Here is a 15,373-nt window from a genome sequence, read left to right on the forward strand (position 1 = left end):
TTTAGTGGGGGCAACATAAGAAAGAGGGGGAATCAACCATGAACATTATATTTGTCGAGTATCGAATTGATCCGGACAAGCGAGAAGCATATTTGAAACAGATTACAGAGCGCCTGCAGCCTTTTCCTCAAGTCGTATTATATGAAGGAACTGACCAACCTAACGTATTCGTGGAGCAGTGGATGGATACCACACACGAAGAGTATTTGCAGCTAAGACGGATTCGTCTGGAGGAAACAAGTGAATGGGACGTTATTACCGCTTGCATTCCTGGCGGCAGATCCAAATTGCATATCTGGGAGTTCGCATCAATTTCCAAATAAGTATAGCCACAAACGCTATTGTGAGGAAGATCCAATAGATTGTCAAAATGATGAACGATGCTACGAGACATTGTCAGCAATTGGACGTTTTTGATATGATGAAAATTACAGCGGAAACACAAAGTTTCTGCTCTTGTTTGTACAACACAAGGAGGAACAGGTCATTTTGGATAAACAATATACGTACCAGGCTCCTTCCGACTCTATCCCGCTATCGCCGGAACCGGTGCGGGTCGAATTATGGAAAGAGTTTGTTCAGTTAACGAAGCCGGGCATTATTCGCTCCAACTTAATGGCTGCATTTACAGGGTTTTGGGTGGCAGCCAAATGGGATATTCCGTGGATGACCTTGCTGTGGATGATAATTGGTACAGCACTTACGATGTCGTCCTCATGCGTGTTCAACAACTATTTTGATCGAGATTTCGATATGAAAATGGAACGTACGCGCAATCGATCGCTTCCTACGGGACGTTTACAGCCGAATGTTGTGCTCTGGTATGCCATTATTCTTGGTATTGCAGGTCTGTCGGTCTTGTTCCTGATGACCAATCCATTGACAGGATGGTTTGGCGTTCTGGGCATGTTTGTTTATGTAGTCATTTATACATTATGGTTGAAGCGAACATCGACATGGAGCACCTCTGTTGGGGCCATTTCGGGAGCAATGCCACCCGTTATTGGGTATACATCTGTGACAGGTCAAGTGGATGAAGGGGCTATCCTGTTGTTCCTCATTCTATTCCTGTGGCAGCCGCCTCACTTCTGGGCGCTAGGCATTCGACGTGTTGAAGAATATCGTGCCGCTGGATACCCGCTGCTTCCCGTAGTCAAAGGAATCGAGCGGACGAAGAAGCAAATGATCCCGTATGTTGTGCTGCTTCTGCCGGTTACTTGGCTGTTCTATTCGTATGGCTATGTAAGCTGGATTTACGGGGTATTAGGAACCATTCTTAATGTGATTTGGCTGTATATTTGCATCTCGGGCTTCAAGGCGAAGGACAATGAAGCTTGGGCGAAGCGCAACTTCTTGTTTTCGATTAACTGGTTATTGCTGCACTTGTTCATTCTTGTCTTGGATACGATGGGGAAAATGTAATATCGCATCAAATCGAATTAATTGGAATTCAGCCTGACCACTAAAGGGAGTGTAACGGGAGGAACAGACGATGTCTCAATGGGCGAAGAAGTATTCTTTGCAAATCTTCTTAATGTCACTGGTTGCGGTATTTGCAATTATTGCTGCTTGGTTATACTGGCCGCGTGAAGATTTCAAGAAGGCACCGGATTTTTCTATGCAGAATGTGGATGGAAGCACAGTAAGTCTTGATAGTACGAACGGGAAGGTAAGGCTCTTCTATTTCTATTTCACGAATTGTCCAGACGTCTGTCCGCCGACGACATTTATGCTGTCTGAAGTACAGACTTTACTGCAGGAGAAAGGCGTATTTGGTAAAGAGGCAGGTATCGTATCCATCTCCTTCGATCCGGAGCGGGATACGATGGATGCGATTAAGACGTGGTCGCAGAAATTCAACGCTGACTACTCAGGCTGGTATTTCCTTCGCGGAAAAGAAGAGGACGTGGCCAACATGATGCCAGCGCTGGACTCTGCTGTGATGAAGGATCAGGATGGAAACTTTACACATCTCAATGTCATTACCCTGGTCGATCAGAAGGGCAATATTCGCAAAGCGTATAATGCGAATGATCGGGAGCGAACAACGCCCGAAGTGATTGCGGAAGATGTCATGAAATTAATTAAATAAGAGATTAGTTAAGCGGGGGAAGATCCGGATACACGATGTATTCGTCTAACCCCGCTTTTTCTAATTGTTGGATTAAATACTCATCTGGCGTACCTTCTACTCCAGCATATCCTCGGCGCGTATAGAGATGATCTGCATCCGGGAACGTATCTCGCAGTACAGATCGAATACGTTTCCCAGAAGAGTCATTATCCATAAATAAGTATACGGGCTTATCTCCAACCTGCTTACGCAGTTTTTCTGTGCGATCGGTATTCAATGTCCCGTATGTACACAGGATGTCAACTTTGTCAGCCAGCAGCTTTCGCAAGCGGCTGCGATCGTTTTTGCCTTCTACGATGAGAGCGATTTCCATCGTGTTCACCTTCTTCCTCTATGCGGTACGGGCAGCATTCCGAATCTGATGGAAATGATCCGGCCAGTAATTCTCCCATTATCAATAGTGTACCACAAATGATGAAATCCATTGCGGCGATGCAACGAGAAGCGCATGACAAAATTGGCTTGCCCGTAGGCAAGCCGTATAAGGAGAGAGCAAGATGGGGGGTTACAGCAGAGGAGCACGCAGAATGATGACGAGCAGGATGAACAGGGCGAGAATTACGGTGGTTATTGTCCAGAAGCGTGCGCCGAACGCCAGCTCTGGCCCACCGCCAGGCTCAGTATAATACCCCAACTAGGTTCACCTGCTTTCGTCGGTAGTCATTTCTCATCATTATAGTATGTTCGCGGAATTATCCTGTTCTGTGTATTCACCCATATTTGGGAATATGGGCGCAAACCATGTGAAGGCATCAAGATGCCGGGACAGGACATTCAGCTCTTGTTCTTATGTAGTTGGGTTCGTCGAAGGTGGACGCGTGCTGTGGACAGTCTTCTTCACTAACGATGTAGGCTTGCCTGGCGGGAGCAGCGTAACGGCTGTCATAAGGACGAGAAATGCGATGAAGTACGGCGATAATTGCCCACGGAGCTGCCCGGCAATCATCGGTCCAATGAAGGAGCCGATAGAAGAAGCAATCGATAAAATAGAGAAGATTCGTCCGTATCTGGCCCCGCCGCTCAGCAACAAGAGATGTGCTGATAAAGCCGGTAAAATGATTCCCTTCGTCATCCCGATAAGAAATAAGGAGAGAAGTAAAGGAACAGGCCAGTGAATTGCCAATAGAAAGAACAGAATCGCTAGCGAAAAGGAGCCGAGCCATGTGCGCATATAAGCAGAATAATGATTCAAGAACAACATGCTTAAGGTAAGGAGCGCCCCGAGGCTGATGGCCGAGAACAATACGCCTGTTTTCATTATTGAGGTTAACGCGTCAGCCATAAATGGCAACTCAAAAAATAAGATGCCCTGCGAGCAGGCAATGGCAAGCGGCATAAAGTAGAAGCGCCATGGGATAGCAGGTGCATGCTCAGAAGATGCAGCTGGTGTTGAAGTAGGGATGCTTGGTGCTGTCGTCTTAGAGGAGGGACTTTCACTTTCTTGAACATCTTGAATAAACAGCCATGCCAACATACCAACAAGGATAAGGCCAATGCCCAGCGCTTGGAACGCCATGACGAATCCGATTTGGGAAACGAGATAAGCGCCAGCGGCAGGGGAGACAACAGAGGCTAATGTATGGACGAGCCCATTGCCCGCCATCAACTTGCCTTGATGAACATGATCGCGTGCCATTCGTGCAAGCAGAGACAGGCAAGCAGGGGAGAGGAACGCGAGTACGAATCCGCTTATAGAGCGTAGAATAAGCAGCTGCCATGGGTTGACGACATGGGCCTGAAGCATGAGAATAATGCCGGCTCCAATGAGGCTGAACACGATGAAGATGCGGCTGCCGAAGCGGTCTACTCCGTAACCGGCCATGACGTTGCCAGGCAGATGGGTGAACGAATACATACCCATCATTAATCCGATGAAGGATGGAGCAGCACCAAGAGAGATTGCAAATGGGGTTAGAATGGGGTACTGCGCATGCAAATCGAAAAACGCAACGAATAAAAACAGGTAGAGCCAAAAGACAGAACGCAAGCCAAGTCACCTCCAGATCGCTATGGTATACTTGTACGTATTAGCGGACGAACTTAGTACCCGAATTTGGCTGATGATGTTAGATGGTCTGACTGTTGCATCATATGGGAATGATGTATAATACGCTTTGGAAAGGGTGATTGAAGAAGTGAGTCAACTCGAAATGTGGTTTGAATTTATTAAGCAAAATTGGCTTGTCTTCCTAATCGCACTCATCGTACTGCTCGTAATTGTTAGTTTCGTGAAAACGATGATAAAATGGGCGCTGGTCGTCGTAATTGTCGCTGCTGTAGCCGTCTATAGCGGAATTACGTGGGACGACGTGAACAACGTAGTGACGACAGTGAAGGATGAGACTGTGCTGAAGCTGAAGGATCAAGCGATGAACTCCATGATGGAGGAAGCGAAGAAGGCGACGTTCAAGAGCAATGAGGACGGGACTTATACGATCAAGTCGCCGAATTTGGAGCTTACAGGCACTCCTAACAGTGACAAAGTGAAATTATCGTTCAATGGAGTCTCCCTTGGTGAATGGAGCATGAACGATACGATTCGCGATTTCGTGAAGGAAGCGAAGCAGAACAAATGAGTACCGGATTGCAGTGGGAATGGAACGCGATAACGCTAGTACTGCTTGCGGTCGTGCTTCTTTCCGCAGTTCAAGGGGTGGCGAGAGGCGCTTCGGGGTCCATGCGCCACCTCTTTCTATTTGTTGCTCAGTCGGCCTGCACCATTGCATCGCTTATTCTGTCCTTCGCTGCTGCGATGTGGCTCTCGCCCATGGTACAGCGTCAGTTCGTTGATTGGAATATTGTTATACCCTCCCATGCACTGGCTTGGTGGGAGCAGATCTATTATACCTTCGTGACAGGGATACGGGACTTCGCCCTGCTACGCGTTGCAATCTTATTCGGCATCATCTATATGCTCGTACGAGGAATAATGGGTTGGCTCGTTTCTTTGATCTGGAGCGGGGCTTCTGTGGCGAGTCAAGAAGAAGGAAGCTCATCTTCTCGCTCAGGGTTCATGCAAGTGATTGGCCGTATGGCCAATTGGCTAACGGGTGGTGCAATTGGTGCGCTAATTGGTGGTGTGCGCGCCTTCATCATTATTATGGTGTTATTCGTATATGTTGCCCTTCAGCCTGCTACGAAGGCAAGCGATATCATTCAATCCTCTTCTGCTTATCGTACGGTGGCTAACCAAGTGATCGAGCCGCTTGCGGGGTCATTAATTACAGAGAGTCTGCCTGTCTTCACCTCCCAAATGGGGCAAGAATTCGGAGAACTTCTGCAGCGACGATATGAAGTCATTGATAATCAGATTTCTTCCGATGTGAAGCAAGCCGCGCGTGATGTGACGGCAGGAGCGTCAACCGATGAAGAGAAGGCGCGACGCTTGTATGATTGGGTCGGTTCCCGGGTTCAGTATGATTGGGATAAGGCCAAGCAATACGAGACGAAGCGGATTTGGAAGGAGCAGACCCCGGAAGATACCTTCGCTACGAAGCAGGGGGTATGTATCGATTATGCACGTCTGTATGCAGTTATGGCTCGTTCCTCAGGGCTTCAAGTCAAGGTTGTGACCGGTCTTGGATACAATGGCAATGGCGGCTATGGACCGCATGCCTGGAATGAGGTCTGGCTAAGCGAACAGAAGAAGTGGGTGCCGCTAGATAGCACATGGGCATCATCGGGAGATTGGTTCAATCCTCCTAAGTTCGACACCACTCATATTCCAGATAAGCCATTGACGATAAGATAATTTGCGGCGATGGCGATTAGAAGCTGCACAACCTTTGAATATAGGCAAATCAGTATGGTAAAATAAATAAGATTGTACAGCAAAAGTTAGCAAGAAAGGATGATTGGCATTGAGTCATCCAAATGCGGATGATCCGCAGAAGCGGGAAGTACAGAACCGGCGTACGTTTTCGTTTCGGTTGAACTTATTCTTTTTTATTACATTTTTGATTTTCACCGTGCTTATCGTGAGACTGGCCATTTTGCAATTCGTTGAAGGTCCCGCCCTGAAGGAGAAGGAGTCCCAGCTTGGATTCCGGGAAACGGCGGTACCGCCGCTTCGGGGAACCATATATGATGCTTCGAATACGCGGCTAGCCTATTCTACAGCGTCGCAATCTCTTTACTTCAATGTGGTGAAGAATTACGGGGATCCGAGCAAGAAGATGACGGATGACCAGAAGAAGAATCGAGCTGAGGTAGAGCAGCTTGCGAAGCAGCTCGAGGAAATATTCAAGAAGATAGGCAGTCCTCAAGACAAGCCATTAACAGCTGAAGAAATTTTGAAGCGAATGGACTTGGGTGGAAAGATGAACTTTGTTTTCGTTCCTAGGCTCATTAAATCAGGATTGACGAAGGAAGAGGTTGCTTACTTCCTGGAGCATAAATCGCAGTTCAAAGGCATCGATATCGTCGAGGATAGTGTCCGTAACTATGATAAGGATACGATCGCAGTACAGACGGTCGGTTATTTGAAAAAGTTCAAGGGTGTTCGCGAGCGGATGCCGTTCTACAAGGAACAGTATGAGAAGCAGGAACAGCTTCCTACGGAGAAGGAATACTTGGAATACGAGGATGTTGGCGTTGACGGCATCGAATTGATGTATCAGAACGAGCTGCGCGGTTTGAACGGGGTGAAGAAGTTCCCGGTCAACGTGGCGGGTCGTATTATCGGGCCGATGCAGCTGACGAAGCCGGAGCGCGGCAACAACATACATTTGACGATCCATCGCGATATTCAGAAGGCAACAGAGAAATCGATCATAGATACACTGGAGAAGATTCGCAATTCCTCGAACCGCATTGAGTATGCGCCAAATGCCCGTACTGGTTATGCAGTTGCGATGGAAGTGGATACCGGTAATATCGTGTCGATTGCCAGTATGCCGGATTATGACCCGAATGTATGGCGCAACGGCCAAATCAGCGTCGAGGATTATGAGAAGATCCAGTTTTATATGGGAAATGGGGCCGTTCGCGAAGTCTATGGTCCGTATAATGATGACAAGGAGCGCGGACGTCATCCAACTTCCCTTGTCTATCTTGGATCTACGATGAAGCCATTGTCGGTTCTCGTCGGGTTGAAAGAAAGATTGTTCGGTCCATGGGAAGATTACTATGACAAAGGTTACGGTGAATTCGGACGCCGCGGCCATGAGACGAAGGTATGGAACTCAAGCAAAACGTCTTACGGTTATATGGATGCAGCAAAAGCCTTGAAAGTATCTTCTAACGCCTTTATGGTGGATATGATTGGTAAGAGGCTCTTCTCCCTTTCCGACAGAAACGGTTTGGAATTGTGGGATAAATACATGGAAGCCTTTGGTCTTGGCGTGAAGACAGATAGCGGCTTGCCTGGTGAATCCGCAGGATTGAAGGACTATCTGGTAGAGGCGGAGCGCAACAATGCACAGTCCGCTCTCGTATACGCCTCCTTCGGTCAGCAAGGGAAGTATACAACCTTGCAGCTCGCTCAATATGCAGCTACCCTAGCGAATCATGGTAAGCGCATTAAGCCGCAATTCGTAAGCAAGATTACAGATGGGGATGGCAAGGTAGTCAAGTCATTCGGTCGTGAAGTGTTAAATGAGACGAATTTCGATGACACGCACTGGCGTGTCGTTGAAGAAGGGATGTCGAAGGTTAACGTTCACGGTTTTGATGGATTCCCATATTCGTTCTATAGAAAGACGGGTACATCGCAGCAAGATATAGCAGGGAAAAGACTAGAAAACGCCGTGTTCATTGCCTATGCGCCGGCGGATAAGCCGAAGCTTGCGGTTGCGGTTGTCGTACCAGAGGGCGGATATGGTTCCTACGGGGCAGCTCCGATCGCGCGTGCTATGTTCGATGCGTATGATGAGGTATACGGACTGACGGGTACGCCGAAGAAGAAGCAAGTTACAGGTGGCGAATCTACGGATGCAGCTAACAACAATCAATAAGCAGGAGGAATCGCTGCGTTCAGTGGCAATGATGAATTTCTGAGCGTTGCAAGCCTCAAAATAAAGACTTTTTCATATCGTACATGGTGTCACCGATCAGGGAGCACATCGCATACGATATGGAAAAGTCTTTTCTTTTTGCAAAACTATATGTCTAGGGAAAGAATTTTTTTTATACAAAAATAGTTGCATTAGGGAAACATATTTGTGTATATTAAACAATGATCAGTGATAAACGTAATCATTACAAAAAAACATTGGGCATTTATGTGGGAGGGAACGAAAGATGACGAAGGCAGCTGAAAGACCGAATGGGAAGTTCAAAATGAATTCGGCGTTGAAGCGGTTGGTTATGACGATATTGTTCTTAAGCGTAGCTGTAGGATTAGCAGCATGTGGCGGCAGCACAAAGGAGGGCAAGACAGAGGGAACTGCAACGTCCGCCGATGCTCATCCAATCAAGGTAACAACTACGATTGGTATGATTGCTGACGTGGTGAAAGAGGTAGGAGGAGAACGTGTTGATGTGATTGGGTTGATGGGGCCAGGGGTTGACCCTCACTTATACAAGGCGTCCCAAGGAGACATTAAGAAGCTGGATGATGCGGACATCGTATTCTACAACGGCTTGCATTTGGAAGGGAAGATGGTCGATATTTTGGAGAAAATGAGCGATAGCAAGACGACGGTTCCCGTCTCCAGAACAATTTCGGAATCTGAGCTGCTCGCAGATCCAACATTAGCACAATCGCATGATCCGCATATTTGGTTCAATGTGCAGAATTGGATCAAGGCGACAGAGGTCATTCGTGACACGCTGGTGGAATATGATGCGGCACATGCAGAAGCCTATAAGCAGCGTGCAGAGGCATATGTAAGCAAGCTGCAAGAGCTTGATGCGTATGTACACAAGCGGATAGAAGAGATTCCGGAAGGGAGCCGCGTGCTCGTGACGGCGCATGACGCGTTCGGATATTTTGGCAAGGCGTACGGCATGAAGGTTATGGGGCTTCAAGGAATCAGCACGGCTTCTGAATACGGAAGCAAGGATGTATCCGATCTTCGCGATTATCTGGTGGACAATAAGATTAAGGCAGTTTTTATTGAATCGAGTGTACCGAAGAAGGCAATTGAGGCGGTCATCGAAGGAGCGAAGAAAAAAGGCCATGAGGTCGTCATTGGCGGTGAATTATTCTCGGATGCAATGGGCGAGCCGGGGACAGAAGAGGGGACTTATATAGGCATGGTTCGCTTCAACGTCAATACGATCGTCGATGCACTGAAGTAATGTACATAACTTCGAGATATATAACACGGTAGGAGAGGAGCGAAATGAGCATGATGGATAAGGGGAATACGCCGCTTCGTGTGAGCGGCTTAACTGTTGCATACCAGAAGAAGCCCGTGCTTCGCAATGTTAGCTTTACGATACCGGAGGGGAATTTAATCGGCATTATCGGCCCGAATGGTGCAGGGAAATCTACACTTATTAAATCTGTGCTTGGATTAATTCCTCGAGTAAGCGGAGAGGTGAATATATTCGGTAAGCCTTACTCGGAAAGCCGCAAACGGGTAGGCTACGTCCCACAGCGCGAATCTGTGGATTGGGATTTCCCCACGAACGCACTCGATGTTGTAATGATGGGCCGTTACGGACACTTAGGATGGTTCAAGCGACCGGGCGCGAAGGAGAAGGAGATTGCGCTCGATTGTCTGGCCAAGGTGGGGATGGCGGATTTTGCAGATCGGCAAATAAGTCAGCTGTCCGGCGGACAACAGCAACGTGTATTCCTAGCAAGGGCGCTTGCCCAAAATGCGGACATCTATTTTATGGATGAGCCGTTCGTTGGTGTAGATGCGATGACGGAGAAGGCGATCATTACATTATTAAATGAATTGAAGCGTCAGGGGAAGACCGTGCTTGTCGTCCATCACGACTTGGCAACAGTGAAGGAATACTTCGATTGGGTAATGCTTCTGAATGTAGAATTGGTTGCCTGTGGAGAAACAGAAAAAATATTTAACACAAGCATGTTGCAGCAAACCTATGGCGGTAGACTTACCGTGTTGGATCAAAATGCGGGTGCCGTCATGGTAGGAACGAGGTGAGTGCAATGTTCGGAATATCTTGGGACGTGTTGCGTGATCCGAATACACAGTGGATTCTCGTCGGTTGTTTGCTGCTCGGTCTCATGAGTGGCATTGTGGGCAGCTTCGCTTATTTGCGGAAGCAGAGTCTGGTTGGGGATACGCTCGCGCATGCTGCGCTGCCAGGCATATGCATTGCTTTTATGCTCACTGGGGTTAAATCGCTGCCCTTATTTTTCCTAGGGGCCTTCTTATCCGGTATGTTGGCAACAGCGGGAATTTCAATCGTGACGCGCTATACGCGCATCAAAGCGGATGCGGCAATGGGGATCATGCTGTCGGTGTTCTTCGGTGTAGGCATTGTGTTGCTGACGCAAATTCAACATTCCAGCTACGGTAACCAAAGCGGGCTCGACAAGTTTCTGTTCGGCCAAGCAGCTTCCATGATGCAGAGTGATGTCTATACGATGGCAGGCGTGTCGCTGCTTATTATTGTGGCATGCAGCCTGCTGTTCAAGGAATTCAAGCTGCTCAGCTTCGATCCTGGCTTTGCGCGCGGACTCGGGTTTCCGGTTGGCGTGCTGGAGCAGCTGCTTATGCTGTTTACCGTAATTGCCGTCGTTGTTGGCATTCAGGCAGTCGGCGTTGTGCTTGTTGCGGCACTATTGATTACTCCTGCCGTATCTGCACGCTATTGGACCGATCGACTCGGATTAATGGTGCTGCTCAGCGGGCTGTTTGGAGCAGTAAGCGGCATTATTGGCACACTTGTCAGTACGACGACGAGCAATTTACCTACTGGCCCGCTCAGTGTATTGGCTGCAACCTTCGTCTTCTGCTGCTCGGTTGTATTTGCCCCGCACCGCGGTGTGCTTGCGAAATGGATTCGTCGGATCCGTAACCATCAATCGATTCGGGTGGAGGAACGAATTCGTCTAGAGGAGACGGAGCCTCGATTGCGAAAGGAGGCGTCGTTGTGACAGACCTATGGATTATACTGACCGGTGCGCTAGTAGCTGCAACTTGCGGGATATTGGGCTGCTTCCTCGTGCTTCGCAAAATGTCCATGATCGGGGATGCCATCAGCCATTCCGTGCTTCCCGGCATCGTTATAGCCTTCATGCTAAGCGGCTCACGTGATTCGTTCGTCATGCTGCTGGGTGCGTCCGCAGTAGGCTTAGTAACGGTATTTCTCATTCAGCTGTTTCAAAATAGCGGCGTGCAATCGGATGCATCAATTGGAGTGGTATTTACCGCATTATTCGCGGTTGGCGTTGTGCTCGTAAGCTTGAATGCACGCAATGTGGATCTGGATTTGGATTGTGTTCTGTTTGGTGAAATCGCTTATGTCCATTGGAATACAACGACCTTGTTCGGCATCGACATGGTGCCGAAGGCTGTATGGATACTCAGTTTTACACTGCTAGTGATATTGCTCGTTATCGGGTTGTTCTATAAGCAGTTCAAAATATGTGCATTCGATCCGGCGATGGCTATCGCCTGCGGCATACCTGTTGCGTTATTTCATTATTTGCTGATGGGACTCGTGTCCATGACGACAGTGGCTTCATTTGAAAGTGTAGGAGCTATCCTTGTCGTCGGCATGCTTATCGTTCCAGCTTCCACCGCCTACTTGCTAACGGAGCGCTTGAGTCTCATGATTGTGTACAGTGTGGCCATTGGAATTGGATGTGCAATAACTGGCTACTACCTGTCCTCCTTATTGGATGCGTCAATAGCGGGAATGATGGTCACGGTAGCGGGCGCATTGTTCATACTTGCCTTTCTGTTGTCCCCGACTCATGGAATGCTGGCACGCGTGTTGAAGCGTCGTCGGATTGCAGAGATGACTGCTTAGAAGCAGCTTAGGAACACCCTTTGCTCCTGATTATGGAGAGGGGTGTTTTTTTGTTATTGCCAGATAGGAACCATTGCGTAAGCGGCCTCTTTGTAAAGGAAAGGAATTCTTTGTTGTAAATGCCTGCATATGATACAATGGCGTTATGCAAATTTGTGCACGACAATGATTGACAATGAGTGTTACAAGCTTCGACAAATAACGAATCACAACTCGTCTGAAGCGGAACGCATCAGAGACAGGAGTGACGGATGAGATGAGTAAATATAAGTTGTTGGCTCTCGATATGGATGGAACGGTATTGGATGATGATCAGCGCATTTCCAAGGAAAATGCTGATGCCATCCGCAGTGCTTGCGATGAGGGAATTACGGTTATCTTCTCCACTGGCCGCGCGTTCGTCAATGCACTTCCTTATGCGGAAGAACTAGGATTGAATGCTCCAATGATAACAGTCAATGGGAGTGAAGTGTGGAAGAATACACGTGAGCTGCACTTGCGTCATCTCTTGGATCGCGAGGCAGTGAAGCGCATGCACGCGATGTCCGAGGAGCATAATGTGTGGTTCTGGGCTTATTCGACGGAACGATTGTACAACAAAGAGAATTGGGGAGCCGATATCGAGGCTGAGGAATGGCTGAAGTTCGGCTACTTTACGAAGGATGATCGTGTGCGCGAAATTCTGTGGCGCGAACTGCGCGCCATGGGCGGATTGGAATTGACCAATTCCTCGCCACATAATATTGAGATTAATCCTGGAGGAGTCAACAAGGCAACGGGAATACAAACTGTATGCGAGCTTATTGGCTGCGAGATGTCGCAAGTGGTTGCTGTAGGCGACAGCTTGAATGATATGGCCGCGATTCAAGCGGCAGGGCTTGGTGTAGCTATGGGGAATGCGCAGGACGAAGTGAAGCAGGTTGCGGACATCGTCGTACGAACGAACAACGAGCATGGTGTTGCCCAAGTCATTAGGGAGTATATGCTGTAATCGATTGTTCACGAGCGTTTATTCTCGTGCAAGGTGGTGGAACGGATGGTTATTTTCGGTTGGATTAGTGTGATAGTCCTGTTTCTTGTCGGTATGGCAGGGGCTATCTATCCGATTTTACCAGGTGCGTTGGCAATCTATGCAGCTTTCTTTGTGTATGGATTATGCATTAGCTTTGAACCCTTCGGGTTCTGGTTCTGGGCGATTCAGACGATTATTGTAGCTGTGCTGTTTATTGCCGATTACGTGGTCAATGCCTGGGGCGTCAAGCGATTCGGAGGCTCTAAGGCTTCGATTATCGGGAGTACAATAGGGGTCATCATCGGCCCGTTCGTCATTCCGGCGTTCGGTCTTATACTTGGGCCTCTCTTAGGCGCGTTTATCGGGGAACTTATGACAGGAGCGAGTATGGATAAATCGACAAAATCGGCCATTGGTGCGGTTGTCGGACTATTTACGAGCATTGTCGTAAAATTTGCGCTGCAAATCGTGATGATTGTCCTGTTCTTCCTTTGGTTGTAAATGTTTTAATAGAAAAGGTGTCCATAAGACGGTCTGACGGTCTGATATAGACTAGGGCTGTCTTATGGAGCGGCTTCCTGCTCTTTGGAGAAAATACGGTGGCTTTTGCCATGATGAATAGAATTGAATGTAGTATGTTCGGACGGGATATTAGGATACGGGCTAGCATACAGAAAGAAGGGAAACGTTTGGCAAAGGAATCATTTATTAAAGGAACGCTCATTATTGCAGCGGCTACCCTCGTCGCTCGCGTCTTAGGGCTCTTTCAGCGCGTTCCGCTTGAGCATATGCTCGGTTCTGTGGGTAATGCCTCTTTTGCTGCCTCACAGACAGTCTATTTGATGATACTTGCAATAGCGACAGCAGGTATTCCGAGTACATTAAGCAAGATGGTATCCGAACGCTACGCGCTGAATAAGGTGCGCGAAGCGGAGCGGGTCTATTATGCTGCGCTGCTGTTCGGACTCATATCCGGTGTGATTACAACCTTGCTGCTCATCGCGTTCGCAGGTGTGTATGCGGATATGATTCAGCTGCCTGAGGCTGCACTTGCTATTCGTGCATTAGCACCTGCGCTGCTGTTGTTCCCAGTCATTGCCATGATGCGCGGGTATACGCAAGGGCGCAATATGATGCAGGCAAGCGGTGTATCGCAGATCGTAGAGCAGGTTTTACGTGTTCTTACGGCGATCGGACTTGCCTATATCTTGATGAGCACGGGGCAGAACCAAGAGTGGATCGCAGCAGGTGCTTCCTTCGGCGGTGTGCTAGGGAGTGTCGGCGCATTCATTATTATGATCTATTACTTGCGCAAGCTGCGTCAGGCAGATCGGGAAGCTGGAGTACGCGCACGCCGCAGAGGTGCGAAGAAAGTACCGCTTAGCGATATTTTCCGTTCTATTTTCGCGATGTCCGTACCGATTGTATTGTCTTCACTTGCCGTACCGGCTGTTAACTTTATTGATACGTCCATCACGATTCCACTTCTCTCACCGGAAGTTGGGGTAGATGAGGCGAAGCATCTGTATGGTATCCTTGGTCAGCGTGCACAATCGATCGCTGGCATTCCGCCAATTCTGGCGATTGCGTTAAGCACGTCGCTCATCCCGGTCATTTCCGCTGCCTTTGCGAAGCGGGATATGGTTCACTTGAAGCGGCAGACTACAATGGCAATGCGTATTTCCGTATTGAGTGGCATGCCGATCGTATTGGCTCTAGCGGTTGCAGCATATTCCGTGAACGGTTTCTTGTTCAGTACGTTGGACGGTGCAGGCATTATTGCAGCGTTGACGCTCGGTACGATATTCCAAATTACGATGATGACGTCAAGCTCGATTCTAATTGGACTTGGCAAGCCTTATATTGCCATGATCAGTGTAACATTAGGTATTATTATTAAGCTTATTGCCAGCTTCTCGCTTGTTCACTTCTTTGGTATTTACGGCATTATTGGAGGAACAGCATTAAGCTTCCTGCTTATTACATGGCTCAATCTTCGTGTCATGAAGAAGGTTGTTCCGTTCTCGGTACTAGGCAATCGCTGGATAGGCTTCCTGATGACCATCGTGCTGTCGGGTGGCGTAGGATATGGCTGCGAATGGTTGGGCGAGCAATTAGTGGGCATCTTGCCGGCCAAGCTTGCCTTCATGTTCACGGCAGGTGTTGTAGGCGTGGGGGTAGTAGCTCTGTTCGTTGTTGGGCTGGTTGCTTTCCGCGTTATTCGATATGATGAGCTTTCGGGTTATCCGCGTGCGGTTCAGAAGGTACTGCGTCCATTGATGCGATTGCAGGGAGAACGTGGTTAATTCACATACGCGCTATTTATA

General features: G+C 48.3%; 16 protein-coding genes. 13 read left to right on the plus strand and 3 right to left on the minus strand.

Going from position 1 to position 15,373, the window contains the following annotated elements; all coding sequences use genetic code 11:
* The first annotated feature begins 38 nt into the window (after nt 1-38).
* From BP95_RS0127115 to BP95_RS0127125, 3 genes are all read left to right on the plus strand, one after another.
* Nucleotides 39-323 carry a hypothetical protein gene (locus tag BP95_RS0127115; protein WP_021254257.1) on the plus strand — a complete coding sequence of 95 codons (285 nt, stop codon included), beginning with the start codon at nt 39-41 and terminating at the stop codon, nt 321-323.
* Nucleotides 324-489: 166 nt separating this feature from the next.
* Nucleotides 490-1,422: a heme o synthase gene (gene cyoE, locus BP95_RS0127120; RefSeq protein WP_021254256.1), complete on the plus strand. Its 933-nt coding sequence runs from the start codon at nt 490-492 to the stop codon at nt 1,420-1,422.
* A gap of 70 nt (nt 1,423-1,492) precedes the next feature.
* Nucleotides 1,493-2,092 carry an SCO family protein gene (locus BP95_RS0127125; RefSeq protein WP_021254255.1) on the plus strand — a complete coding sequence of 200 codons (600 nt, stop codon included), beginning with the start codon at nt 1,493-1,495 and terminating at the stop codon, nt 2,090-2,092.
* Nucleotides 2,093-2,096: 4 nt separating this feature from the next.
* Here BP95_RS0127125 and BP95_RS0127130 read toward each other — a convergent pair whose 3' ends face one another.
* From BP95_RS0127130 to BP95_RS0127145, 3 genes are all read right to left on the minus strand, one after another.
* The gene (locus BP95_RS0127130) at nt 2,097-2,447 is read right to left on the minus strand and encodes a toprim domain-containing protein (protein ID WP_021254254.1); all 351 of its coding nucleotides are present in this window, start codon (nt 2,445-2,447) and stop codon (nt 2,097-2,099) included.
* A gap of 192 nt (nt 2,448-2,639) precedes the next feature.
* A complete protein-coding gene (locus BP95_RS34360; RefSeq protein ID WP_260612440.1) occupies nt 2,640-2,768 on the minus strand; it encodes a hypothetical protein in 129 nt (42 codons plus the stop codon).
* Nucleotides 2,769-2,921: 153 nt separating this feature from the next.
* Nucleotides 2,922-4,121 carry an MFS transporter gene (locus BP95_RS0127145; RefSeq protein WP_028533698.1) on the minus strand — a complete coding sequence of 400 codons (1,200 nt, stop codon included), beginning with the start codon at nt 4,119-4,121 and terminating at the stop codon, nt 2,922-2,924.
* Nucleotides 4,122-4,269: 148 nt separating this feature from the next.
* On the opposite strand from BP95_RS0127145, the gene BP95_RS0127150 reads away from it, so the two are divergent.
* The 10 genes from BP95_RS0127150 to BP95_RS0127195 all read left to right on the plus strand — a co-directional run bounded on the left by BP95_RS0127150 (nt 4,270) and on the right by BP95_RS0127195 (nt 15,352).
* Nucleotides 4,270-4,710 (plus strand): hypothetical protein, encoded by a 441-nt coding sequence (locus tag BP95_RS0127150; protein ID WP_021254252.1) that lies wholly within the window; start codon nt 4,270-4,272, stop codon nt 4,708-4,710.
* Nucleotides 4,653-5,885: a transglutaminase domain-containing protein gene (locus BP95_RS0127155; RefSeq protein ID WP_442952340.1), complete on the plus strand. Its 1,233-nt coding sequence runs from the start codon at nt 4,653-4,655 to the stop codon at nt 5,883-5,885. The genes BP95_RS0127150 and BP95_RS0127155 overlap by 58 nt, the downstream gene beginning before the upstream one ends.
* 109 nt (nt 5,886-5,994) lie before the next feature.
* The gene (locus BP95_RS0127160) at nt 5,995-8,088 is read left to right on the plus strand and encodes a peptidoglycan D,D-transpeptidase FtsI family protein (RefSeq protein ID WP_028533699.1); all 2,094 of its coding nucleotides are present in this window, start codon (nt 5,995-5,997) and stop codon (nt 8,086-8,088) included.
* Nucleotides 8,089-8,374: 286 nt separating this feature from the next.
* Complete coding sequence (locus BP95_RS0127165) at nt 8,375-9,376, plus strand: metal ABC transporter solute-binding protein, Zn/Mn family (protein ID WP_028533700.1); 1,002 nt, start codon at nt 8,375-8,377, stop codon at nt 9,374-9,376.
* Nucleotides 9,377-9,426: 50 nt separating this feature from the next.
* Nucleotides 9,427-10,197, plus strand: a complete 771-nt coding sequence (locus BP95_RS0127170) for a metal ABC transporter ATP-binding protein (protein ID WP_090513654.1) — start codon at nt 9,427-9,429, stop codon at nt 10,195-10,197.
* A 5-nt stretch (nt 10,198-10,202) separates the two neighbouring features.
* The gene (locus BP95_RS0127175) at nt 10,203-11,156 is read left to right on the plus strand and encodes a metal ABC transporter permease (RefSeq protein ID WP_028533702.1); all 954 of its coding nucleotides are present in this window, start codon (nt 10,203-10,205) and stop codon (nt 11,154-11,156) included.
* Nucleotides 11,153-12,034 (plus strand): metal ABC transporter permease, encoded by an 882-nt coding sequence (locus BP95_RS0127180; protein WP_028533703.1) that lies wholly within the window; start codon nt 11,153-11,155, stop codon nt 12,032-12,034. The genes BP95_RS0127175 and BP95_RS0127180 overlap by 4 nt, the downstream gene beginning before the upstream one ends.
* 256 nt (nt 12,035-12,290) lie before the next feature.
* Nucleotides 12,291-13,025, plus strand: coding sequence for a Cof-type HAD-IIB family hydrolase (locus BP95_RS0127185; RefSeq protein WP_028533704.1), 735 nt, complete (start codon nt 12,291-12,293; stop codon nt 13,023-13,025).
* 45 nt (nt 13,026-13,070) lie between these two features.
* Nucleotides 13,071-13,547 carry a DUF456 domain-containing protein gene (locus BP95_RS0127190; protein ID WP_028533705.1) on the plus strand — a complete coding sequence of 159 codons (477 nt, stop codon included), beginning with the start codon at nt 13,071-13,073 and terminating at the stop codon, nt 13,545-13,547.
* Between the two features lie 134 nt (nt 13,548-13,681).
* Complete coding sequence (locus BP95_RS0127195; RefSeq protein ID WP_051240322.1) at nt 13,682-15,352, plus strand: putative polysaccharide biosynthesis protein; 1,671 nt, start codon at nt 13,682-13,684, stop codon at nt 15,350-15,352.
* The last annotated feature ends 21 nt before the right edge of the window (nt 15,353-15,373 follow it).

Origin of the sequence: Paenibacillus sp. UNC217MF, from assembly GCF_000686865.1 — a bacterium.
Classification (GTDB): Bacteria; Bacillota; Bacilli; order Paenibacillales; family Paenibacillaceae; genus Paenibacillus_B; species Paenibacillus_B suaedae.

Bases quoted from the DNA above. Each gene is read 5' to 3' on its own strand.
- BP95_RS0127125 (WP_021254255.1), top strand. From the start codon at position 1,493: ATGTCTCAATGGGCGAAGAAGTATTCTTTGCAAATCTTCTTAATGTCA.
- BP95_RS0127115 (WP_021254257.1), top strand. From the start codon at position 39: ATGAACATTATATTTGTCGAGTATCGAATTGATCCGGACAAGCGAGAA.
- BP95_RS0127185 (WP_028533704.1), top strand. From the start codon at position 12,291: ATGAGTAAATATAAGTTGTTGGCTCTCGATATGGATGGAACGGTATTG.
- BP95_RS0127175 (WP_028533702.1), top strand. From the start codon at position 10,203: ATGTTCGGAATATCTTGGGACGTGTTGCGTGATCCGAATACACAGTGG.
- BP95_RS0127130 (WP_021254254.1), bottom strand. From the start codon at position 2,447: ATGGAAATCGCTCTCATCGTAGAAGGCAAAAACGATCGCAGCCGCTTG.
- BP95_RS0127170 (WP_090513654.1), top strand. From the start codon at position 9,427: ATGATGGATAAGGGGAATACGCCGCTTCGTGTGAGCGGCTTAACTGTT.
- BP95_RS0127165 (WP_028533700.1), top strand. From the start codon at position 8,375: ATGACGAAGGCAGCTGAAAGACCGAATGGGAAGTTCAAAATGAATTCG.
- BP95_RS0127195 (WP_051240322.1), top strand. From the start codon at position 13,682: ATGTTCGGACGGGATATTAGGATACGGGCTAGCATACAGAAAGAAGGG.
- BP95_RS0127190 (WP_028533705.1), top strand. From the start codon at position 13,071: ATGGTTATTTTCGGTTGGATTAGTGTGATAGTCCTGTTTCTTGTCGGT.
- BP95_RS0127155 (WP_442952340.1), top strand. From the start codon at position 4,653: ATGGAGCATGAACGATACGATTCGCGATTTCGTGAAGGAAGCGAAGCA.